The organism is Cellulosilyticum sp., from assembly GCF_982396655.1.
The window spans coordinates 17655-42834 of the sequence record NZ_CEVXFV010000017.1; the positions used below are offsets into that span (position 1 = coordinate 17655).

Here is a 25180-nt window from a genome sequence, read left to right on the forward strand (position 1 = left end):
TTGAACAGATGTCCACTAAAGATATTATCTCTGTCCTATCACATTTACCGGTTTCTTTGCATACATATAAAAAAGATGAGGTTATTTGTAAACAAGGAGAAGATTTCTTTAACCTTGGAATCTTATTAGAAGGAAAAATCCAAAGTAGTAAAACCTATATGACAAACGATAACTTTATATTAAACACCCTCTGCAGCCCAGATGTATTTGGCGAAAATATTATTTGTGCAGGTTGCACCACAATGCCTTATACGCTGCATGCAATTCAAGATACCGTTTTACTACTAATAGATGGCAGTGCTGTTCTTACTATGAATAAACAGACTAGTTCTTACATGAGTCAATTCCTTATTAATATGGTCAGGCTCATGGCACAGCGTAGTATTTCTACAAATACACAAATAGACTATAGCCGTATTACTTCCTTAAGAAAACGCGTTGCTATTTTTCTCTTAAATCATTATAACGAGACAAAGCAGCCACTCTTTACCGTTTCCTTAAGCCGCAGTGAAATGGCCAATTACTTAAGTGTTACCAGACCTGCGCTTTCAAAAGTACTTGCAGAACTAAAAAAAGAAAATATCATTGATTACTACAAGGATTCATTTAAAATAGAAGACCTTGAAAAGTTAATGGCACAATAAAGGAGGCCTTATGCGTAAAATTATATATTTGACAGTGGGCTGTATAGCATTGGCCTTAGGTCTAGTAGGAACTATTTTACCTATACTGCCAACTACCCCATTCTTGTTGCTCACATCTTTCTGCTTTGCAAAAGGTTCAACAAGATTTCATAACTGGTTTACACAAACCAAAATTTACAAAAATCATTTAGAGAGTTTCGTTACACATCGTAGCATGACTTTAAAAACAAAAATTTGTTTATTAGCCTTTGCTTCAACAATGTTACTCTTTCCACTGATTTTCGTAGATATTCTCTGGGTTAAAGTGCTCATTATATGCTTATATATCACAAAATATTATTACTTTATCTTTCGTATTAAAACGATCTAGTACATCTCTTATACAAAATTTATCAAAGTAATAATTACATCCAAATGCACAAACAACCAAACTATCAGAAAAATCATATACATAAGGAGCTAGAAAACTATGTTTAATTCAAGACTTGTTAAGCTCGTCCCCCAAAGTATGCGCTTCATAGTGCAAACTGTTTTATTCCAATGGGTAGGGCTAATTTTTAATATTATTGCAACCTTTGCTACTGCCTTCTTAATAGAAGGTTTATTTTTTGGCCAATTAACAAATACTTCACTATTTATAGGCTTTGGCCTTATCTTCCTTGCCATCGCCGTTCGCTTTATAGCAAATATTAAGGCAACACGTATGTCTTATCTGGCAAGTAGCGAAGTAAAAGATAAACTACGTTCACTCATTTACAACAAACTTTTAGATTTAGGTCTTCATTATAATGAAGAAGTTTCAACCTCTAAAGTTGTACAAATGGCCAGTGAAGGTGTTGAGCAAATTGAAATTTATTTTGGGCGCTATCTGCCACAGCTTTTCTATAGCTTACTCGCACCAATTACTTTATTCATTGTTTTATCTTTCTTAAACATTAAAGTTGCTTTCATACTTCTCGTATGTGTGCCACTTATTCCAATGTCTATCATTGCCGTTAATAAGTTTGCCAAAAAGCTCTTTAGTAAATACTGGGCTTCTTATACAGGGCTTGGTGACCACTTCTTAGATAACCTAGGTGGTCTTACAACACTTAAAGTTTATGAAGCTGATGAATATTACAACGAACAAATGAATACTGATGCAGAGCATTTTAGAAAAATCACAATGAAAGTTCTTACTATGCAGCTTAACTCCATTACACTTATGGACCTTATTGCCTATGGCGGGGCTGCACTTGGTATTATTTGTGCACTAATTGCCTTTAAAAATGGTAACCTCACTTTAAGTGAAACAGTTGTTTTCTTACTTTTAACAAGTGAATTCTTCATTCCACTTCGCTTACTTGGCTCTTTCTTCCATGTAGCTATGAATGGAATGGCTGCTGCAAAAAATATTTTTGCACTTATTGATTTACCACCTAGAGATACAACGCTTGAATCAAAACCATTCAAAAATGGAGATATTGAAATCTCTCACTTAAACTTTAGCTATGATGAAACACGTCAAATCTTAAAAGATGTTTCACTTACAATTAAAGAAAACAATTTTGTAGCAATCGTAGGTGAATCTGGATGTGGTAAATCTACACTTGTTTCTTTATTAATGGGCTTCAACAAACATTTTGATGGCGCCATGACAATTGGTGGTGTACCACTTAATATGATTAATGAAAAATCATTTATGGAAAATGTTTGTATCGTTAAACATCAAAATTACCTCTTCCAAGGTAGCATTCGTGACAACTTATTAATGGGCAAAAAAGATGCCACAGATGCCGAGTTGTTAGCTGTACTTAAAAAAGTTAACCTTTATGACTTCGTAATGTCAGAAGGCGGCCTTGACTTTATGCTCCTTGAAAATGCATCTAACCTTTCAGGCGGTCAAGCTCAAAGACTTGCCTTAGCGCGTAGCTTAGTCCATGATGCAAAACTTTATATCTTCGATGAAGCAACTTCTAATATTGATTCAGAAAGTGAAGCAATCATTTATGAGGTTATTAAAGAATTAGCGAAAACAAAAACGGTTATTTTAATTTCTCACCGTCTTGCTAATGTTACAGAATGTGATGAAATTTTTGTATTAGAAAAGGGTGTCCTCGTAGAACACGGTACGCATTCTGAGCTTTTAGCTCAAGATAATGTTTATACAAACTTATTTATGAGTCAGAAAAATCTAGAAGACATCTTTATGGGAGGTGAAATGTATGCCTAAACATAACACAGTAAACAACAATCCAAAAAGTAAAAGAAGTGGCTTTTCAGTCATGTGCAACTTACTTAAACTCGTTTCACCTTTTGCAGGCGTTATGATGATTACTATTTCAATGGGGGTACTTGGATTCTTAGCAGCTATCGGAATTACAGTTGTAGGTGCCATTGGTATCTTAAATCAATTAGACCTTCAAATACTGCCACTCTTCAATGAGTTAAAAGTAGTTTATATCACGCTCATTGTATTTGCAGTTATGCGTGGTATCCTCCGCTACCTAGAACAATCAAGTGGTCACTATATTGCTTTCAGATTACTTGCCTTCATGCGTGATAAAGTATTTAAAGCACTTAGAAAATTAGCACCTAGCAAACTTGATGAAAAAGATAATGGTCAACTTATTGCCCTTATCACATCAGATATTGAACTTTTAGAAGTATTTTATGCGCATACAATTGCACCAATTGCTATTGCTATTATCACTTGTATCATTATGTTGAGCATCATTGGTTATTATTCACTCCCAATGGCATGCGTGGCACTTGCAGCTTATATCACTATCGGATATATTATCCCTTACTACACGGCTAAAAGTTCTCGCGACTACGGCCGTGACTATCGTGAAAAAGTTGGCGACCTTAACCAATACTTCCTTGAATCACTTCGTGGGATGCGTGAAATTATCCTCTTTGATCAAGGTAAAACACGTCATGATAAAATTCAGGCCAAAAGTGCCCTTGCAGACAAAAGCGTTGAAAAAATCAAAGCTCACGAAGGTATTACAAAAGCTATTACAGAAACAGCTCTTCTTAGCTTTTCTGCCCTTATGCTCTTCGTAGGTATTATGCTTTGTCAAAATGGTAGCCTCAACTTCGATGGTTTCTTCGTTGCTTTAATCTGCCTCATGAGTTCATATGGACCAGTTGTAGCCCTTAGTAACTTATCAAATAACTTACTTCAGACACTTGCCAGCGGCGAACGTGTCCTTGGCTTACTAGAAGAAGTTCCTACTGTTTCAGAAGTTACAAATGGCAAAGAAGTTAAAACACCTAGCATTAAAGTGGACAACCTTTCATTTGCCTATAAAGATGTTCCAATCTTAAAAGACCTTTCTCTAGACTTTAAAAAAGGTCAAATCATTGGGATTTCAGGAAAAAGTGGTTGTGGTAAATCGACTTTACTCAAACTTATTATGCATTTCTATGAAGCACAAAACGGGAAAATTAGCATTGGTGGTACAAATGTTAATAACATTAATACCTCAAGCCTTCGTAAAAATATGGCTTACGTAACACAAGATACATACCTCTTCGATTCAACTCTAGAGGAAAATCTTCGTATTGCTAAACGTAATGCCACTATGGATGAGCTCATTGAAGCCTGTAAAAAGGCTAATCTCTACGACTTCATTCAAAGCTTACCAAACGGCTTCCAAACTAAAGTTGGAGAACTTGGTGATAGCCTTTCAGGCGGTGAACGCCAAAGACTTGGTATTGCTAGAGCTTTCTTACATGATAGTCCAATTATTCTCCTAGATGAGCCAACAAGTAACTTAGATAGCTTAAATGAAAGTATTATCTTAAATGCCTTAAAGGCTCATAGTAAAGACAAGACTATTATCATCGTAAGTCATAGACAATCAACAATGAGTATTGTAGACTATGTTTATCATATGGAAGAAGGGAGAGCTTCCTAAAAATGAGTCGTATTGAACAGGAAAAAAAAGTTGTTACTGCCATGATTGGCATCTACTGTCGCAAAAAGCATAAACATAAAAATGGCCTCTGTCTAGATTGTGAAGACTTAAATGCCTTTGCCCAAAAAAGACTCAGCCATTGCAGACATGGGGAAAATAAAACCTTCTGCAGCAATTGTAAAACTCATTGCTATGCGCCTAAATACAAAGAAAAGATTAAGCAGGTTATGCGTTTTAGCGGCCCTTGGATGCTTTTGTATCATCCAGTAATGGCGATTAAACATTTACTTGAAGACCATAAACAAAAGAAAATGTAAATGCGTCCTAAAAAAACAAATGCAATTGTAATATAATTTCTATCTATAAGTATTGATGAATAAAGGAGCTATAAAACTTCATCTCGGTTTTATAGCTCCTTTTACTATAAATGTTTCGCTACAAGTTCTTTTACTTCTTTGATAATCTGCTCTACTACTAGCATAATTTTTTCAGGTTGACTTTGGCTAGTCAGTAACACTTTTAAACTTACTTCAAAGTTTTGAGGCAAATATGTACAATGCTTCTCACATAAACTAATTAGCCTTTTTTCTCCAGGGTGCATCTGACGATTAAGTGCAAATAGGATATCAAAATAACTTGCTAAAAACTCTGTAATACGATGATTGATACTTACAATATCCCCGCGCTCTATAGCTTTTTTAATCTGTAAGTTATAAGAAGGTATTTTCCCCTCAAGTAGGGACAGGTTTTGAATAATGATGTTTTCTCTTAACTTTTCAGGATAAGGTATATTGTATTTTTCTTTCAATGCTTGGAGTCTCCCCTTTGCATCATAAAGGATTTTGCAAGTTTCTACATTATGCCAGATGCAAGTCGTATAGCCATTATGTGCCTGATTAAATTCTAGCACTGACTTTAAATCATTTTCTATTTCATCTATCTTTCTGTAAATGATTTCGATAACGATACCATTTTTAAGTACACAGTCATCTTCTTCTTCCCAATAAGCATTACCTATCTCCATATAATTACAATAGTTTTCTAAAATACGCTTTCTTTTTTCCATTGTCAAAGCTTCTTTTAGATACATATAAATGTCATAATCTGATTTTGCATCATTATTGCCTAAAGCACGTGACCCCCCTAATGCAATTCCCTCCACCTCTTCACATTTGCTAAATGCTTCAACTAAACCTTTAATATCTTCCATCTGTTATACCCCTCTTTACTAACAAATTTCATTTACTTTTCAGAATATATATCGAATATATATCGTAATAAATTATTTCATTATCAAAAAAAATATACTTATACAAAGCAAAAAAGTGTTACGAAACTAGTTAAATAGTTTCGCAGCACTTTCTTTGTAGATGTTCGTCTTACATCTTCTTGCTGATATCTATCATGATTACTTTATATTGACTAATATAGATTTCACATTTATGAAATTGGTTATTTATGATTTTGAGTGATGTGAAATCATTTTATAATAAACAGTTCGTTAATGCTGTAAGTATTCTTCTAAACACAAGTCTTGCTCTGTAATTGCCTGAGCTACTTCTTTGCCTACATATCGATAATGCCAAGGTTCATACGAAATCTCAGTTAACTCACTCTTATCTGACGGATACCGTAAGATAAAACCATACTTATAACTATTTGCTATAAGCCATTGCTGCTCTGGCGTCTGCTCTTGGGAAGCATCTAACATTTGATGGTCCATAGATACTATATCTACGGCTAATCCTAACTCATGTTCACTTGTACCTGGTATTGCGACCCACTGCGCCGCCTTCTCTCTAGCCTCTTCTTCAGAATAGCCTTGTGCCATATACTTACTAATCTCTGCATTAAAAAGCCCCATCTGCTCCTCATGAGAACGATAAGATGAGCAAATTAAAGGTGATAATCCATTGGCCCTTGCATCATCCATCATCTCTTGCAAATCTTCATAAATCCTACGATCTACTGACTGCCCATTTCTAAGTACAACTAAATCTACCTTATAGTTATCTGGTACTGTATTCTCTGCATTCACAAGCTGTAAATTCCAAGTAACCTTACGTGAATCGAAATATTCTCCTATATGATAGCCCCAACGATAACTTAGTGCAAAGGCTATGACTAAAATGCCACCTACCAAAGCACCTACTACTGCATCTGCTATGATTTGGCCTATTTCATTTTTCTCTTCATTTAAGCTAGGTCCCTTTTTTATTCGCTTAGGGCCCTTCGTATATATGACTTCATCCATCTTTTGTTCCCCTCCCTAAATATATATTGATTAAATATCTATTTAGAGTATGGGCATGATATAAAAATATTATTCCATTTATATGCCATTTATTGGCTTATTGGCTTTTATAATTAACTCTTCCCCATAACCTAATTCACCGAGCGTGCTTCTTGCCTCAGCTGCTCCTAACTTCTCTTGTAATTGGCCATTACTTGAGCCGAATTGCTCTTCTGCTCCCTTCATATCAATGGCATATACCAATATTACTACTTCAAGTTAAATTTTACCAATAATTTACTATAATTTTATTGTAATTTTCTACCATTTTATCAATTTATTTAATTATTCTTACACTTTATAATTAGATTATAGTTTCCATTTTTTACTAATGACTAATTTATAAGTGAGGTGTCTTGAATGACAAAAAAGCGTTTGATTCTATTGTTAGCATTTGTACTCATCTTTCCGACCACATTATGGGCAAAACCTAACTCGACATACGTATTAGGTACACTGCAAAATAGTCCCATGAAATTGATTTATAAAGATGTTTCTATTAATACTTATAAAGCTTATGACACAAATTATGTTGCTGTTGCTGATCTTAGAAAGCTTGGTTGCATCGTCACAAGTAGTAATAACTCCATCAATATTTCTGCACCACTGAAAAATTCTATTACTACTGCTTCTGCTATTTCTGTAAAACTTAGTGCTTTCACACTTTATGGCGGAAATGTCCAATTGGGTAATATGATGACACAAACCATTTCTTGTGATGGACGTACCTTTGTTCCATTAGCTGCACTTCGTCAATTTGGTACACTTTCTATCTCTGATAATACTTGTACCTTTATTCCAGGCGAAAAGCTTCCTCTTGTTGCTACTGAAAATAGACTTAAAAACTTCTCTAATGAAGCTCTTCAGGTATCTCTCTTAGATATCTATTGGCAAGATGAAGCTATACTCAAAGAAAGCAGCTATACCATAGGCGCTGGCGAAATTCTTGAACGTGCGCCACAAGTTTCTGATAAAAATACCTTATATATCGCAACAGTCATTCAAAGTGCCACAGGGCTAAGTATCAATTACACCAATTCTAGCTACATGGGCCAGCTTAATACACCACTACTTCAAGAATACTCTCGCAAAGAACAAGCTGCTCGTATCACAAATGATTATGGTGATCCTATTTCCCTAGAAAAAATAAATTGGGTTGAATCAACAATCAATAGTAAAAACTTAAGCAGTCCAACTAAATATCTTGTATGGACTAGACTTGATGAACAACGTACATATATCTTCGAAGGTAGCAAAAATAATTGGAAACTCATTAAATGCTTTATTTGTTCAACTGGTAGAGATTATACACCTACACCAACTGGAACATTTGCCCTTACATATAAGGTGCCTAGCTTCGGTCAAAATAAAGGTTACTGCTGTAAATATGCTTTTGGTTTCATAGGTACAAGTTACTTATATCATTCCATTATCTTTGATAAAACGGGTTCTTACCTCTTAGAAAACAAAGGTGTACTTGGCCAAAAAGCTTCTCAAGGTTGTATCCGTTTCTCTGTTGAACACGCTAAATGGTTTTATGATAATCTAATTTCCGGAACTACAGTTTATATCAGCTAATTTTAAAAGTCGTAAAATCAAATAACTTTTCATTAAAAAAATAAGGACACCCTAACGCATGAATAGAATGCGTTAGGGTGTCCTTATTTTCTATAATAAACTTTTTCAAATCCTTATTTTAGCTTTTACCTTTTGATTTGGTAAAAAGCCATTTGTATTAGATACTAATTTGACTTGTACTGGAATATAATCATCATCCTCCTCTATCACCTTTTGTAAAATTGTACTTACCGTTCCTTGAGTTTCTCCTTCGTCATCTTCACTTGTTACTGTAACCTCTTGGCCAACTTCAATTTGGCTGCCCTCCTCAACAGGTACTTCAAGTTCAACGATTAAAGAGTCTTCATTCGATAACTCGATAAGTGTATTACCATTTCCTGAAACTCTAGTTCCTGCTATACATTTTACCTTACTTACAATTTGATTATCCTTTAAGGCGATTAAAGTGTCTCCTTCAATATTATCTTTAACTAATCTTTTTTTCATATTAGCTAAATCTGTTTGTGCCTGTGCTAACTTAATCTGCGTTCCATTTAAATTATAAGCTACCTCCTGGTCACTTGCTTTAACATTTGTTTGTACTTCTTCTAATTGGGCTTCTAAAGTAGTTATTCTTAAGTCATTACTTGTTTTAAGGACTTCAATATTATTTTTTATAGAAGCCACTTCACCTTCCTTTAAGTTAACCTGCTGTTTAGCAGCTTCAACCTCCTTTTGTGAGGCCCCTCCCACCTCATAAACTTCCTTAGTCTTTATATAGTCTTCCTTTGCAATTTCTAAGGCTTCTTGAGCAGCTTCTAAACTTATATATAAATTACTAAGCTGAGGATCTGCATCATTCGCCTTATAATATTTTCTAAGTTCTAATTCCTTTTTGATAGCTTCTTCCTGTGCTTTATAAGTATTAATATAATTTTGAAGTCTTGCCACTTCGTTTTCTAAATTTTTTATGTTGGCTTTTGTGCTTTCTATGTTTTCCAGGTAGTCTCCATAAGAAAAGCGTAATAATACATCTCCTGCTTTAACCTTACTGCCTTCCTGCACATAAACCTCTTCTATAATGGCCGGGAACTCTAGAAATACTTGCTCCTGTTCTATCATTTTTACTCTGCCATCTACCTCTAATTCATCCGCCTCTTCCACCTGAGCCGTCTCTATTGGCATTTCTTGCGTTTCTTGCGTTTCCTCAATTTGCGTATTGGCTACCTCATTACTGCCCTCACTGCATCCTGTTAATCCCATCATGATTATAAGCATTGTACATGCAAATTTATTTCTCCTCACAATAATCTGCCCCCTTAATTTCACTTCCTATGCTTAATGTTTCTCCTACTATTCACGATCCTTTAATATCTCCACAAGAGAGACATCTTTGAGCTTTCTTCCTAAGAATATTCTTGTAAGCAAGTACACACCTATAATAATGCCTGTCATAATCAGGTATTCTTCCCATGCCATATAACACCTCATACCAGATTTCATAGTCGCATTAACTGCTGGAATGAGGTACTGCATCAATACTGTCCCTACTGGGAAAATAATAAGTATCGTTAATGCTACGAAATACTTAATACTTCCCAAATACATTGCCTCTATTTCTTTTTCCTTAAATCCAAATACCTTCATCAGCGATATGCTAAATGTGGCACGTTCTATGCAGTTCTTAACAAGTAAATACATCACGAGTATAAATATCACGATAGACATGACTAAAAACATACCTATAATGCCCAATGTATCATCTACCCAGCTTCTAGCTGTCTTTAGTACAGTTTGTTTTTCTACTGTACTTGAAAGCATAACAGAAGGGATTTCAACGGCTTCATCACTAAACAAGGTATTGTAATATGGTGCCTCTTTATCCTCTTCCTCTGAATTAGCATTGCCATCTGGGTCAAAAAATTCTTCCATAGCTTCTTTATTCATGAAAAAGTAAATACCATTTTTAAAAGATACTGTACCCGCTATAGTAAAGGCATAATCTTTATTATTTAAAGAATCGGTAAATACTACCTTGTCACCTACTTTATATCCATACTTTACAACAGCTGAATCTGAAATATAAACTTTATTAATATCATCCTCTAATTCATTCGCAAATTTAAAATATTTGCTATCCTCTTCCACTCCTTGCAGCACAACTGGTAAATCTGTTCCTGCCATAGAACAATAAATTGTAAAACTCTTCGTATAGCCAGTCTCTGTATTCGCAGGCTGCTTCTCTAATGGATTCTTTAAAACATACATGTAATTATATTGCATATCTTCTGTTACACTATCCGCATAATAAACTATACTGCTATATAAGCTTATCCCTAACATCATAATAATAATGGCTAAGCCTAATCCCATAATCATAATTAAGTTATTTCTTTTATCTTTTAACACCTGTCTAAGTTGAAAGCGCTGCATAAATTTTATATTTCCCATATCTATTGTGCTTACCTTATCAGCCTTTCTTTCTTTTCTTAACAATTTAAGTGGCTCTTTACTCAGATTCTTAGATAACACAAATAAATTAATTACAACTACCATGAAGATTGGCATTCCAATGCCATAAATCATTAAAGGCATAGGATATGTTGTGGCAATCTCCATATGAGAATAATTAGGCATAATACAGCTTTGCGTCATATATATTCCTAAAAAAGTTCCTATAACCGCCCCAATACTAACAACGATTACAGGTAATTTAATATAATGCTTCACTAACTCCTTTTTCCTATATCCCATCGCATAAAGGGTTCCTATGACTACACTATCTTTTTCAATAGAATGCATAGCAAATATAGATAGGATATACGCAATTAGAATAGCTAATAAAACACCTGCTACTAAGGCAATCATATAAAATGATTGATGGCTATCTACAAAATCCCTTACCCGCGTATTCGTCTTTGCTTCTTGAAATGCTGATAAGTTATTAAATTCATAATCTAGCTCATCATCAATGAAATCTAATATTTCCTTATGCATCTGTGCTATGCCCGCCGTTAATTCTATTCCACCTTGCTCTAGTGAGCCTATTCCTGTCATTATATTATTAGGTAAACTAGCACCCATCTGTTGATGCATACTCATAATCCCATTGGTAAGTTGCTGACTGCCTTCTTCCATTTCACTAAATCCTGTATTAATGTATTTCTTTACATCTTTAATATCTTTAATTCTTTCTTTTATATAAGTATCTGTAATTTTACTTTCATCTACTTTCATATCTAGCAAATATTTTTTTAAATCTTTCTCTCGGCTTTCATCATTTAATATGTATGTATAGTTATATTTGACTTCTGTCCCTTTTATTTTTTGAGCACATATCTTCTCAAATGTCTCCGCACCCACAAGGCCTAAACCAAACTTTTCATCTGTTCCTACGTCTGATATTTCAGCTACACGATGACAATAGTCTGCAACGGTTCCAATACCTACAACCTTATATTGCTGCTCTCCAATTGTTATGGCATCCCCTACTGCAAAGCCATTATCTGCTGCATATAATTTTTCTAATACAATTTCATCTTGCGTGGGATTTCCCTTACCCTCTTCAATATTGACCTGATTAATATATTCTCTATCCTTAAAAATACGTACCTTTGTTTCCTTTTGAGCCGGTAAATCTATATAAAATGTAGCTTCTGTTCGTACGCCCATGTCAGATAGTTCTTTATCTTGTTCTTTCGTAAGAGGAACATAAACGCTAAACTCGCCATCCTCTACATGATTAATTGCCCAATACTTTTGAATGGTTCCCTCTACTGCAAAAGTTGTATTGCCATATCCCACAACAACTGCCATGCTTAGCACTACTATGGCTAATATGGCTAAATAACGAAATAAATTATGTTTCAAATCTCTTAAAATACGTTTTTGTAACATAATTTCTCCTTCCTCTATATCCATTTTAACCCTTGTCTTTACCAAGTTAATTCTTCGGCTTCAACAAGGGTCTCATTTCTATAATCCTTAGCAATCTTTCCATCTCTTATATGTAACACATGATGTGCCATATACTTAATCGCTTCATTATGCGTTACAATACACATTGTAGTGCCATATAATCTGTTTACCTTCTGTAATAACACTAACATTTCCTTAGAGGTTTTATAATCTAACGCACCAGTCGGTTCGTCACAAAGTAATACCCTAGGATTCTTAATCAATGCCCTCGCAATAGCGCATCTTTGTTGTTGCCCACCAGAAAGTTGCGAAGGAAATTTATTTTGATGTTCTGTTAAACCTACCATCTCTAATAATTCATCTACATTAAGGGGATCTTTTGCTAAATATTCACAAACAAGTATGTTTTCTTTAACTGTTAAGTCTGGTACCAGATTATAAAATTGAAATATAAATGCTAGATACTTTCTCCTATATTCTATTAATTCCTTAGACTTCATGCCTGAAATCGTTACACCATCTACTACAATTGTGCCTTTATCAACTTGATCTAATCCACCTATTATATTTAAAAAAGTGGATTTACCTGAGCCACTAGGGCCCAGGATAACGCAAATCTCACCCTTTTCAATTTCTACACTTATATCATCTACAACCTTCGTTGTGATACTTCCATTACTATAACTTTTTTCTAAGTTTTTAACCTCTAAATAGCTCATATATGGCCTCCACTTACTTCGTCATTCTTATTTACAACACACCACTTTCAGTTTCCAATAAATCGCCTGAATCATAAGGAATTTCAATCATTGCAAATTGTAGTGCTTCACTTTTTTTCATATACTGTATGACTTCAGATACCTCTAAGATGTCCTTTGCCCAATGTATTCCTTGCTTAGGTTTCTTATTTAATATGCTTTTTACAACAAGGGCTGCCACTTCTCCGCAGACAATATTACTATCTTGTAAGTTTACAATACATCGGTAACGCTTCTTCTCTTGTTGCTTTTCACCATAAAATTCATAAAGAAGTGCTGACCATTTCTCCATATGTTCTCGATATTGATTCATGCAATTCTCTGTATAATTTACTTGTTCTAATGCTATCTCTAAATCTGGCAACGCATTAAACCAATGCATTTCCTTAATTCCTAGCCTTTCTGCCACATCTATCATTTCTTTGCTTAAATAGCTTTTAATATATACTGGTTCCAAAAAACCTGGTAATTGGATTTTTTCTTCACTTTCCATATCTTCCTGTAGCAACTTGCCTTGGCTATAATAAATTCCTTTATATCCTGAATCCGATAGTGAATTTAAAATAATATCTTCAAGTGCTGCACTAGAATAAGGTTGCCTTCCACCTTGGAAACAATAAACCTCTTCGATTTGATCTAAATACTTCCCCTCTACTAGCTTAGGCAATATCCCAGATAAACCTGGGACATAGCCTGTTGCTACGACATATCTACCTTCTGGCATTACTTTTATCCTTACTTCTTGCTCCGTTAACAATATATCTGAAGCATCTACATAAATAGCTCCTGCCTTATAAGCTGCTACAGCTACCTTTTCTTTGATTTTATAAGAAGGCCCTGCACAATTTAAGACAACATCACAACCTTTACAAAATTGGTTAAGGCTTTCTTCCTCAAAAATATCTGTCTTAATATATTTAAAGTCATCTAAAGCTTTAATGTCTTCCGTAGGTTCTTTGCGCTGCCCACCTCTTACTTTAAAAAATCTTGCTAAATACTTACAAGCAGCTTTACCTACTACCCCGCTACTTCCTAAAACACCTACAGTTGGCTTCATCTTACTCTCCCTTCGCTGCTTTCACTTTTTCTACAACTACCTCAACGATGGTATTTACATGAGGTGAAGCCATGCAAGTTAAATGTTTTCCTTCAACACTTACTTTAGTAATTTCTCCCTTAACAGCTAATTCCGCTGTATAGTACATTTTTTCAGGAACCAAGCTAAATATGTCATCATTCTCTGTACAATAAAAAGCTGTAGCATTACCTTCATAAGCTTGTGGCTTATAATCAATAAAGCTTCTTACGCTTTTCTTAAATATTTGATAGAGCTGATTGAACTCTTTTAATTCAAAAGCTGTAGGATGTGTACTAGCATTTGGCATCGCCCTATAAATACTAGCGATACGCTGTGTTTGATCTTTTTCAAATATGCTATATTGCATTGCCTCGTCGCCTAATTTTTCTTTAACTCTCTGTAAGAATTCACTTTGCTCAATAAACTTATCTTTTACTGCCTTATGCTCTTTCATAATTTCATCTATAATTTGATTATCTACATCATAGCCAGCTTTATGTAAGTCCGCACCTAAGATAGTTGCAAAACCTTTTTCTAAAGCAATTTCATTTGAAATTTGTGTCAACCAGCGTTTCGTATCAATCATAATAAGTTCAATATTATCTATGCCTATATTTTTTAGATTTCTAGCCGTTTCTAATGCAATATTTCCCCCAAAACAATGACCAATAAAAATATACTTTTTATTGCCAAAGGCTTTTAAATGATTTGCACACCTTACACCTAATTGCTCAATTAACTCTTGCTCTGCACACTTTAAATAAATCTCATCATATTTACAGCTAAATCCTACAATCTTATTTGACACCCTTGCTTTGATTTGCTCTACCAATTCATTGTAAATAGATAAGGTACCTGTACCATCTGAGAATAATACAATTGTAGGCTCTTCATGTCCTTCTGCAATAACAGAAAATACATCTAGCTTTTCTGTTTCCTTTTGACTACTCTCAAGGGCTTTAGCAAATAACTCAATGGTGCTATTTTGCATAAGTATACGCATTAAAGTATTCCATTCCATTGCCTGTGCTTCTTTAACCTCTTCCTTGATTCTTCCAATAACTTGTGCCAGGAGTAAAGAGTCTCCTCCTATTTCAAAAAATGCTTCATTTCTATTAATAACACGTTTTACATTTAAAACCTCTCGCCAGATTTTTTCTATTTGCTGTTCCAGTTCACCCTGCGGTGCTTCTATTAAGACATTGTTTTCCTTATGTACATTTAAATGCTTTCTCAATGCTTTTGTATCTACTTTTCCATTGGCTGTAAGTGGGAACTGATTTAAAATTTCAATACTTACTGGCATCATATAATCTTGAACATTGTCTTTTAAATATTTAAAAACATCACCATCTGTCAAGCCTACTTTTTCTTCATTAAAGCGGCTAATGAAAATTCTTTGATATGAGCAAGCTAAGAAATTATCTTCTGCAGGATATTTAAATAATATTTCTGTCTGAGCACGCTCGAAGTTTCTATACCAATGTGGTAATTCAAAGAAAATATTATCACCTCTCTCATCTGTTGCATCAATTCTATAAAGAAATCCCATAGATGTTAATAATGAATTTAATTCCTTTACTGCGTCGATGATGATTAAATATCCCTTTGCTGTAGCAATTGACTTTAATACCTGCATTGCATCATAACCATTTACTGACATATGCAGTACATTGGCACATAAGATAATATCTATTGAAGACTCTTTAATACCTTGCATCTTAAAGTCTTCATTAATATCAAATACTTGATATTTCATCCAAGGATATTTAGCATACTTCTCTCTTGCCTTATTAAGAAAGAATGCTGATACATCTGTGAAATAATATTCAATATTTTTACCTTTTAGATGGGGTAAAATATCATCTGTCGTACCACCTGTTCCTGCTCCTACTTCCATAATGCGTACCGTATGATTAGGATGCTCTTTTAATAGCTCATCAACTGCCATCACAATTGCCTCAACGGCTAAGTTATTAAGACACCTTGAGAAAATATTATTATGATATACACCGAAGGCTAACTCTGTTTTACCTTCAGGGAATAAAATCTCTTGTGGTTCTTTATTTCCTACTAATACCTCATGAATATTTTCAGCAGATGCATTAAAGTAATTCATTGATATTTGACTTTCTAACTCCTCTGCTTCATTACTGAGTAGAAGTTCTCTTAGTGCATTGATTTGTGCCTTTGTTCCCACCTTGCAGCACTTATACGAAATATCTGATGTGCTCTCGCTTACCTTTTGAATAAAGCCTTCTTCACTTAAAGCTGTAAGCCACCTTTTAACAAGCTTATGATATTCAACTCTTGCTTCAATCTTTGTTAAGATTTCTTGATAGGTATTTATTTGTCCCTCTTGAGTAAAAATACCTTTCTCACAGAAGAAATCCATTATCTCTACTAGCGCAAAATCACTGGCATAACTCATATACTTTTTAAACTTCTCACCATTAACATGTGCTGTATATTCTTCTGCACATCTCGTTAATTTTTCTTCTAGTTGACTCTTCTCTTCTGTGTAATCCAATTTGGATTCATATGCCGGCACTACAAAAGCATGTAATTGTTTTTCTTTTTCCTCTAAAGTATCAGCAATCACTATCGCCGAATCAACTGCCGTACAATTCTTAAGTACATTTTCAATTTCACCTAATTCAATGCGGTGTCCTCTAATTTTAACTTGACTATCTTCACGTCCTAAAAATTCTATTTCGCCATTTTCAAGATAACGCCCTAAATCTCCTGTTTCATAAAGCCTCTCTTGCAAAATAGCATTTGTCATAAATTTACTTTTAGTTAACTCCTCATCATTAAAGTAACCATTTGCAAGTCCCTCTCCAGCAATATAGATATCCCCTACTGTGCCATTTGGGCATTGTTCTTTATTACTATTTAAAATATAAAATCTCTGATTAGCTAGAGGCACACCATAGGGTACACTAACTTTTTCCTCATCTGCCTTGGTGATGAAATGATAAATAGACCAAATAGCCGCTTCTGTTGCTCCACCGAGACTTACTAGCGTTGCTTTAGGTAATAAACTATTTAAATCTTTGACCAGTGAAATAGGAATCCAATCTCCTGATAATAAAACCTTCTGAAGTTTTAAGCCTTCTGAGTTTTTCATTAAATAAGGCATGATAAGCTGCATATAAGCTGGTACAGAGTTCCATACCGTTATACCCTTTTCTAATAATAGTGAAACTAAATACTCTGGGTCTTTCATCTTATCAGAATCAGGAAGTACCAATGTGCCACCCGCTAGAAATACACCAAATATATCATAAACAGATAAATCAAAGGCTGGATTTGCAATACCTAGTGCCTTATCTTCTTCTGTAATCTCAAACTTCTCATTAATATCCACTAATGTGTTATATACAGCGCCATGGCTCATTACAACACCCTTAGGTTTGCCTGTACTACCTGATGTATAAATAATATAAGCTGGCTTAGTGGTATCTGTTTCCATACTTATTTTTTGCTCTTTTTTTGATACCTTTTCTACTTCACCTACTATGATTTCAGTAAGGCAACTATCTTTCCAGTCTTCTAACGAGGTCTCTGTCACAATGCCATATCGCGCACCTAACTCTTTAGCAATTGCATGTTTTTGTACCTTAGGTCTATTGTAATCAATAGGCACATAATAACCACCAGCTAAAAGTATCCCTAAGATTCCACTAATTTGAGCAAGACCTTTTTTCTCACTTATAATGACTGCCTCCCCTTTTTGAAGACCTTTTTCCAGCAATAACTTCGTATAAGCAAAGGCATATTGGGCTAAGGTTTCATAAGTATAACTTGTATCATCACATATAAGTGCCACCTGATTTCCGCGTTTTTTAACGCTTGTTAAGAAACCTTCTACAATATTGGCTTTATTAATTTCTACCTTGGTTGCATTAACTCTATCTCTTAAACCTTGTGTTGCTTCTGGTAATGTTACAACAGTCTTTTGCTGCCATGTCTCCTTATCATTAGCTACTTTATTTAATGCTGATCTAAAAGCCTCAAACATTTCATCTACCACATGTGGTTTAAATACACTCTCCCTTACATCCCAGCAAATTTCTAATTGCTCTCCAGATTGCCCTACCTGACAATCTATGAATACCTGAGGTGTTCTGCTTTTTTTGTAGGTTATTTGAATGAGGTCATCACTATAACCATCTAAACCTATAGTACTTGTATAAACAAAAGGTATGACAACATTTTTTCCTTCTTCTCTTCCTATCTCACGTAACACATCTATCCCTGTATAAGTTGTATGCTCCAAATCTTCCCACAGATTTTCCTGGATAGTAAGTGCCCTTTGTAAAAATGTTTTATCCCTCTTGGTTTGCACCCCGAGAATATTTACATTGGTAAAGTCCCCAATAATATCATAAATTTGCTTATGAATATTAGGGCGTTTCATAATCGTAACACTTAAACAATACTCTTGTTTCTTAGCCCATAACCCTATAACCTCTGCATATATTGCTAAAATTAACGAAGACATTGTAAGGCCATATTCACTCGCTATATGATGCATAGCATGCCACTGTTCCTTCTCCAGTAGTAGTTGCCTATGGGTAAACATTGGCTTTTTCTCTTCCATAGCACTTATCGTTGGCAATGATGGAGGCCCCGGTAACGTTTTAACCTTTTCTAACCAGTATGCTTTGTCTTCTCTTCGCTTTTGTACATAGGCGGTTTCATATTTTTTATTTTCATTATATAAACACACATCACGATAAGTAATTTCTAAAGGTTCTAATGCCTCATCAGGTTTAAAGTAATAATGCATAACTTCTTTTAATAAAATAGATACACTTATTGAGTCTGCAATAAGCATATCTAATGAACAATGCATAATGCTATACAAACTCCCCTGTGTTATTCTAATTTCAAATAATGGCCACGTTTCTGTATCATAAATTTTGTTTTCTAACGCTGCCCTGTTTTTTAATACACAAGCTTCAAATTCCTGCTGTGTCAATTCTCTTACGTCATCTACTACTATTTCCACGCCTTTTGCTTTATCAATTACCTTTTGATAGCCATTAGGTAATATTTTAGCGCGTAACATATCGTGCCTTTGAATAACTTGCTCCCAAGCATGATTCATAGCCCCTATATCTAACTTTTCCATTTGTAATTCCACATAAATATGACAATCTGTTCCGCCATATTCATAGGCATCTGTTAACCCTACTAAAAATGAGGATTGAATCCCATTTAATAAAAATGGTTCATAACGATGGGCACAATCTGGAATCACTTCTTTACTCTCAATAGCTTTTAATGTCTTAATAATAGCCTCTTTATTTTCTTTTAATTCATTTTTTAAAGCCTCATTCATAATGCCTATAGGACTACTAAAACGTAATTTTTCTCCCTCTGTCCATAAAAATACGCCTAACTGTTGGTATTTTCTTAGCATTTCTTTGATATCCATTATTTTCTCCTTTTCTCTTATAATTCACCTAATATCATATCTTCCTGTATTTGCTTTTCTTCTTGCCCTTGCCCTAAATATGCTGCTATTTTTTCAATAGTATTGTGTTCATAAATGTGCTTCATATTAATGTGATAACCCTGTTGTTCTATAATATCTTTGATTTGTATCGCTTTGAGAGAATCTCCTCCTAACTCAAAGAAGGTTTGTGTAATACCTATCTCGCTTTGTCCCAATACCTCTCTCCAGATATTTAATACAAATTTTTGAAGTGGTGTTTCTGGCTTTTTCATCTGAACCTGATGCTCACAAATAGTTGCAAATAACTTTGCCTTATCTATCTTGCCATTGTAATTAAGCGGAAAGTGGCTCATCTGAACAATTTGCTGTGGTACCATATAATGTGGTAATTGCTCATATAAAAATGTTGACAGCCTTCCTATATCAATGTCTTCATTCGTTTCAATAAACATACATAAACCATGTCGCATCTCGTTAGGCTGAACAATAACTCTTTCTACGCCTCTATACTTAAGTGCTACCCCTTCAATCTCACTAATTTCTATACGATAACCACTAATTTTCACTTGCTTATCTATGCGTCCCACAATCTCTATATAGCCATCCTCATGCAACTTGCCATAGTCTCCTGTCTTATAAAGCCTTTTAAATACCTTGTGATTGATAAAAGCAGCTTCTGTTTTTGCTATATCATTTACATACCCCTTTGCCAAAGATACACCGCCAATGTAGATTTCTCCTTTTGTATTAAAATGACAAAGCTTTTGCTGTGCATCTAACACATACATAGACTGATTAGGTAATGGATAGCCATAAGGTATGGCCTTCCAATGACTTTCAACCGTTGTAATAGGATAATATATAGACCATATCCCTGCTTCCGTTGCGCCTCCTAAACTTATAAGATTCAAGTTTGTAAAATAACTTTTAAGTTTATCTGGCAAATTAATAGGAATGAAATCACCACTTAATAACATGAGCCTTAAATCTATATTTTTGTACCCTTCTGAAAGAACCTTCGTTAACAGCTCTGCTATGGATGGTACCGAATTCCATACTGTAATCTTATTTTCTATTAATATCCTCTTAATATCTTGTGTATCTTTTATATCTTCTACTAATACTACTTCTGCACCCACTTGAAATGCACCAAATAAATCATATACGGATAAATCAAAGCTTAAAGATGATAGTCCTATAAATACATCTTTTTTCGTAACCTTAAATTTTTGATTTACCCCTAAAATAGTATTCCATGCAGCAACATGTGATATTTCTACCCCTTTAGGTTCACCTGTACTCCCTGATGTAAAAATAATATAAGCCAAATCCTCTTCTTCTATATTTGCCCAAATATCTTTTATCTCTTTTAAACTTCCTATCTCACCCTTAAAGGGTGTTAGTAATATGCTACACTCACTTTTTTGCATCATAATCCTTTTTCTTTCTTCCGGAAAATCATATGCAATAGGAACATACACTGCCCCAGCCTTTAAAATACCTAATATATTGGCAATGGTACTGATGCATTTCTCCGTACTTACACCTACCTTACAGCCTTGCCCTATGCCTTTTTCTGCTAGCTCATATGCCACCTCATTGGCTAATACATTTAGTTGTTTATAAGTTACAGACTGCCTTTTGTCTGTAAGTGCCTTCTCATTAGGATACTTTGCTACAGCCTCTTTAAAAAATGCCAGTAAGTTTCTTTCCTTTTTGTGATTATAATATTCATTATCAGTACTTGTGTTGAAATATTCCCAGGTTGCATACTCTTTATCACTTAACTGAAATATTTCATCCACCTTTTCTGTACTATTCCCCACTAATTCAATTAGACTTTTCATTTGTTCAACCATTCTACGTATAACCTTTGCATCTAATCTATCTTCAATATAGTCCCAAGTTATTATCAAGTTGCCATTGCTTTCTTCTACCTGACAATCTAATAAAACTTGTGGTGTACGACTAATGCTAAAGACCAACTCTCCAAGCCCTTCTAATTCTTTAAACAGGTCTTCCTTAAATAACATACTTGTAAATACAATTGGCATTACAGCTAAGCCTTCCATTTGCTGACTTCTAGCAATTTCTTTTATGACCTCTACACCTTCAAAACTACTATGCTTATAAGCCTCCATAAAAACATACATCAACTGTTTTGCTGCTTTCCAAAACTCAAGAGCCCTATCTTCTTCATAAACAGGTATTAATATAGATGTTGTAAAATCTCCAATTACATCTTCCATCTTATATTTCACTTTTTCCGTTAAGGTCATATTAATAGTAAAGTTCTTCTGCTCGCTCCAATGGCCTAAAACATGTGTATACGCACAAAGAACAGCTACGGTAGGTGATACACCATGTCTGGTAGCTTGATCTTTTACCTTCCCCCATAACTCTTTCTTGATAGTTACCATAACTCTTTTTACTGCATTATCACCTTGCATTCCATAAGCCTCTGGAAGTACTGGTGCTAAAGGAATTTCTTTAATTTTTTCTCTCCAATACGCCCTATCCTTGATATATCTTTTGCTTGTCAGTTTATATTCTCTCTTATCATTTACATAGCTTTCATATGACCTCGTAAACGTAGGTAATTGAGCTTGTTTGTTGTAATAATAAGCCAGAATATCCCTTATCATAACTAATAAACTATTCCCATCTGCTATTAATAAATCAAAGCTCATCAACAAATGTTTTTCTTCTTCATTTATTTTTATAAGCTTTATCTCAAATAAGGGCCACTTATCAGTTTTAAAGACTGTATTAAACATTTCTTGCCTACATTGCTGAAGCATTAAGCATTGTTCTTTTGTACTTTTATCCGAAATATCCTCTTTTAAAATACTATAATAAGGTACTTCCTGTAATATCTTTTGCTGCATCTCATTCATAATGATTGTACGTAGCATAGGATGTCTCTTTACTACATTATTAAAGGCTACTTCAAATCTTTCTGCATCTAGTTTTAAATTAAACTCATATAAAACCTGTGCTGACTTTCCCCCTAGTTCAAAGCTCTCATTTCGTCCTATGTAATATGCTTCTTGTATGCCTGAAAGTGGCATTATCCCTTGATGCCTCTCTATCATCCTATCCCCCCTAATAAGTAATCTAAAGTGGATAATGAACATCATTATCATTAATTTATATATTATTTTATTTTCTCAAAATTGTCAATATAATAAAAATAAGCGTCAGTTTTATACTGACGCTTCAGATTGTTGACAAATGAATTTTCCCAAAATAAACTCACAAATTAAGTGAGGATTATTCAAGAAAATCTATTAAAATAGGGGTAAAAAGAGCAGTTTAGGTCCATTTTTACCTCTGTTTTCTATTTCTAGACTAGTAAAATACTATGGAAAAGTTAATTGTCTACAGCCTGAAGCGTCAGTTTTATACTGACGCTTATTTTTAAATTTTAAATTTATTTACACGTTCTTTGTCACGTTCCATGAATCCATGAACTTTATCTTTAATTTCTAAGATTTCTTTACTACTGTTCATTAAGTTAATTGTTGCAGCTAATATTTCTTGTGATGCTGCTGTTAATTCTTCTGAACTTGCAGATGCTGTTGCTACTTGTGTTACAATTGTATTTTTTTGAACAAGTATTGCATTAAGATTTTTACTTGCTTCGTCAATCATAGGCGAAATCTCTTCTACTGCTGTTACAATATTGGTAAATGAATCTATTGTTGTATGTATATTCTCACTACCTGCTTCTAATTCATCTTTTAGTGTCATACTTGTACTTACCATAGACTCTGTTTTATTTAAAAGCTCATTAATTACAGTATTGATTTTTTCAGATGAATTTCTACTTTGTTCTGCTAACTTTCTAATTTCATCAGCAACTACAGAGAAGCCTTTACCTGCTTCACCTGCTCTTGCTGCTTCAATAGCTGCATTTAAAGCCAGTAAGTTAGTTTGCTCTGCAATAGAATTAATAAGTACTGTCATCTCATCAATTGTTTTCATACTTAATTTCATTTCATCAATTTCGCCTGCAAAGCTTTCAAACGATTTGTTTAAACTATTGATTGATTCTGAGAGACTATTCATATCATTACAGCTTATTTCTGCCTGTTTACTTACTTCTAATGACTTACTGTTAATCTGTAACATCTTATCACTATTTTCATTAAGGTTATCATCTAACTCAGATAAAATGTTGCTGATATTAGATAATTCATTCGCTTGTTCTTCACAACTTTGTGTTGAACTTTCGATTGAAACATTAATATTGCCAATCCCACTTCCAATATGATTAGTTGCTTGTGATAATGTATCGTATTGACCCATTGTCTCATCATATGAATTTTGTAAATCCGCAATCATTTTTCCTACAGATGCTTTTGTTTCTTGAAGTGCTAAATCAATGTTTGCAATTTCATCGATAACGCTATGTGTTTTTTCATTTATAGTGAAATCTCCTGAAGCCATTTGATTAACTTCTTCTTGTACAACTGTAAGTCTTCTAGATAATCTAGTTGCTACTACATAACTAAGTCCGATCATCCCTAGAATCATCAGCCCCATTGAAGCCATCATTCCAGTTTTAAATTCACTTAAACCAGAAAGCATATCTTCTAATTCCGTTGTGATTCCTACTGCCCAACCTGTTGTCTTAATCGGTGCGTATCCTAAGAATTTTTGTGCACCATTAAATAAATACTGACCTGTGCCATTTTCTCCTGCAATCATCTTTTCTGTAATAGCTGCTAGCTCTGTATACTTTGGATCTGTTTTAGCATCCTCAATACGATTTACCTTATCAATTACTTTTTGGATATCTCTATTGATAATATTTGTACCATCTTTATCAACTACATAGGCTGTCCCTGTATTTCCAAAGCCAATACTATTTGTAATATTTGAAAATTCCTCTGCATCCTTGGAGAAGAATAAGATTTGTGTTACTTTCTCATCTTGCTTAATTGGTACAGTAATTGAGATTTGTAATCCCCCATCTGCTTTACTTACAAATGGTGCTGTTAAAAAGCTTTCTCCATTAAGTCCAGCTTTAAAGTACTCTCTATCTGAAACATCTACAATCTCACCATTGATTGTTACACAATTCCCTTGTAAATCAATTAATGCAGCTTTTTTATAGCCTTGTTTTTCTACTACATCTCTTAAATAATTTAATTTTTCTTCTTGAGGCATTTGTGAATCTCGTAATATAGGCGCCTCAGCTACCATTTCAATATTTTTGATTTCTAAGTCTATAATTTTACTTATATTATTACCTACTTCTAAAGCAAAGTTAGATAGTAATAACCCTGAATTTCTTATAAGGGCTTTCTCCGCTAATTTTATTCCGCCACCTAAGCTGACTGCTGCAAATATTAAAATAATACTCACATACTTAATAATCAGCTGTTTTCTTATGCTTAATTTCCTCATATGTCCTCCCTGACTGTCTAGTCCAATTTTATGTTTTCTTTTAGCGCTCATATTGCCCTTCAATATATCGGCTATTTTCCTTTTTTTATCCAGTTATTTTTACTTGTACATTTTCACCATATTTTTCTTGAATTCTTCAATATAT

Annotated in this window: 16 protein-coding genes; 6 read left to right on the forward strand and 10 right to left on the reverse strand. The window is 34.1% G+C overall.

Features of this window, described 5'->3' with window-relative positions:
• The first annotated feature begins 8 nt into the window (after window positions 1-8).
• From AC1VAQ_RS09140 to AC1VAQ_RS09160, 5 genes are all read left to right on the forward strand, one after another.
• The gene (locus AC1VAQ_RS09140) at window positions 9-644 is read left to right on the forward strand and encodes a Crp/Fnr family transcriptional regulator (RefSeq protein ID WP_302596635.1); all 636 of its coding nucleotides are present in this window, start codon (window positions 9-11) and stop codon (window positions 642-644) included.
• Window positions 645-654: 10 nt separating this feature from the next.
• A complete protein-coding gene (locus AC1VAQ_RS09145) occupies window positions 655-1014 on the forward strand; it encodes a YbaN family protein (RefSeq protein ID WP_302596634.1) in 360 nt (119 codons plus the stop codon).
• A 99-nt stretch (window positions 1015-1113) separates the two neighbouring features.
• On the forward strand, window positions 1114-2856 hold the full coding sequence (locus tag AC1VAQ_RS09150; protein WP_302596633.1) for an ABC transporter ATP-binding protein/permease: 1743 nt from the start codon (window positions 1114-1116) through the stop codon (window positions 2854-2856).
• A complete protein-coding gene (gene cydC / locus AC1VAQ_RS09155) occupies window positions 2849-4549 on the forward strand; it encodes a thiol reductant ABC exporter subunit CydC (RefSeq protein ID WP_479903826.1) in 1701 nt (566 codons plus the stop codon). The genes AC1VAQ_RS09150 and cydC overlap by 8 nt, the downstream gene beginning before the upstream one ends.
• Before the next feature lie 2 nt (window positions 4550-4551).
• Window positions 4552-4866, forward strand: a complete 315-nt coding sequence (locus tag AC1VAQ_RS09160) for a nitrous oxide-stimulated promoter family protein (RefSeq protein ID WP_302596631.1) — start codon at window positions 4552-4554, stop codon at window positions 4864-4866.
• Between the two features lie 104 nt (window positions 4867-4970).
• On the opposite strand, the gene AC1VAQ_RS09165 is transcribed toward AC1VAQ_RS09160, so the two are convergent.
• The 3 genes from AC1VAQ_RS09165 to AC1VAQ_RS09175 all read right to left on the reverse strand — a co-directional run bounded on the left by AC1VAQ_RS09165 (window position 4971) and on the right by AC1VAQ_RS09175 (window position 7028).
• Window positions 4971-5759 (reverse strand): DUF4037 domain-containing protein, encoded by a 789-nt coding sequence (locus tag AC1VAQ_RS09165; RefSeq protein WP_302596630.1) that lies wholly within the window; start codon window positions 5757-5759, stop codon window positions 4971-4973.
• A gap of 291 nt (window positions 5760-6050) precedes the next feature.
• Window positions 6051-6803, reverse strand: a complete 753-nt coding sequence (locus AC1VAQ_RS09170; protein ID WP_479903827.1) for a M15 family metallopeptidase — start codon at window positions 6801-6803, stop codon at window positions 6051-6053.
• Between the two features lie 78 nt (window positions 6804-6881).
• Complete coding sequence (locus tag AC1VAQ_RS09175) at window positions 6882-7028, reverse strand: hypothetical protein (RefSeq protein WP_479903828.1); 147 nt, start codon at window positions 7026-7028, stop codon at window positions 6882-6884.
• Window positions 7029-7202: 174 nt separating this feature from the next.
• On the opposite strand from AC1VAQ_RS09175, the gene AC1VAQ_RS09180 reads away from it, so the two are divergent.
• A complete protein-coding gene (locus AC1VAQ_RS09180; protein ID WP_479903829.1) occupies window positions 7203-8420 on the forward strand; it encodes a L,D-transpeptidase in 1218 nt (405 codons plus the stop codon).
• A gap of 105 nt (window positions 8421-8525) precedes the next feature.
• Here the strand turns inward: AC1VAQ_RS09180 and AC1VAQ_RS09185 are convergent, their stop codons facing one another.
• The 7 genes from AC1VAQ_RS09185 to AC1VAQ_RS09215 form a co-directional block, all read right to left on the reverse strand.
• Window positions 8526-9704 carry an HlyD family efflux transporter periplasmic adaptor subunit gene (locus tag AC1VAQ_RS09185; protein ID WP_302596626.1) on the reverse strand — a complete coding sequence of 393 codons (1179 nt, stop codon included), beginning with the start codon at window positions 9702-9704 and terminating at the stop codon, window positions 8526-8528.
• A 48-nt stretch (window positions 9705-9752) separates the two neighbouring features.
• The gene (locus tag AC1VAQ_RS09190; protein ID WP_479903830.1) at window positions 9753-12320 is read right to left on the reverse strand and encodes an FtsX-like permease family protein; all 2568 of its coding nucleotides are present in this window, start codon (window positions 12318-12320) and stop codon (window positions 9753-9755) included.
• A 14-nt stretch (window positions 12321-12334) separates the two neighbouring features.
• Window positions 12335-13036: an ABC transporter ATP-binding protein gene (locus AC1VAQ_RS09195; RefSeq protein WP_302596624.1), complete on the reverse strand. Its 702-nt coding sequence runs from the start codon at window positions 13034-13036 to the stop codon at window positions 12335-12337.
• A 31-nt stretch (window positions 13037-13067) separates the two neighbouring features.
• Window positions 13068-14132 carry a saccharopine dehydrogenase NADP-binding domain-containing protein gene (locus AC1VAQ_RS09200; protein ID WP_302596623.1) on the reverse strand — a complete coding sequence of 355 codons (1065 nt, stop codon included), beginning with the start codon at window positions 14130-14132 and terminating at the stop codon, window positions 13068-13070.
• Between the two features lies 1 nt (window position 14133).
• Complete coding sequence (locus tag AC1VAQ_RS09205) at window positions 14134-19599, reverse strand: amino acid adenylation domain-containing protein (protein WP_479903831.1); 5466 nt, start codon at window positions 19597-19599, stop codon at window positions 14134-14136.
• A gap of 17 nt (window positions 19600-19616) precedes the next feature.
• The gene (locus AC1VAQ_RS09210; RefSeq protein WP_302596621.1) at window positions 19617-22715 is read right to left on the reverse strand and encodes a non-ribosomal peptide synthetase; all 3099 of its coding nucleotides are present in this window, start codon (window positions 22713-22715) and stop codon (window positions 19617-19619) included.
• Between the two features lie 325 nt (window positions 22716-23040).
• Window positions 23041-25035 (reverse strand): methyl-accepting chemotaxis protein, encoded by a 1995-nt coding sequence (locus AC1VAQ_RS09215; protein WP_302596620.1) that lies wholly within the window; start codon window positions 25033-25035, stop codon window positions 23041-23043.
• Between the last annotated feature and the right edge of the window lie 145 nt (window positions 25036-25180).